The sequence below is a fragment of the Ferruginibacter sp. HRS2-29 genome, assembly GCF_024343615.1.
Lineage (GTDB): Bacteria > Bacteroidota > Bacteroidia > Chitinophagales > Chitinophagaceae > Ferruginibacter.
In genome coordinates this window covers 221,490-221,693 of record NZ_RJUB01000006.1, presented here as the reverse complement: position 1 = coordinate 221,693, position 204 = coordinate 221,490, and positions in this window count along the sequence as shown.

The following is a 204-nucleotide window of genomic DNA, read 5'->3' as shown; positions in this document are numbered from 1 at the left end:
AAGATGATACAGAAATAAAACAGCACCTGCGTAAGCGCAATGAACACCAGGTTGGGCCAGCGGATCAATCTGAAAAATGCTGCGGTTATTTTCATTTTTTTGAATTACGAATTACGAATTACGAATTACGAATTACGAATTACGAATTACGAATTACGAATTACGAATTACGAATTACGAATTACGAATTACGAATTACGAATT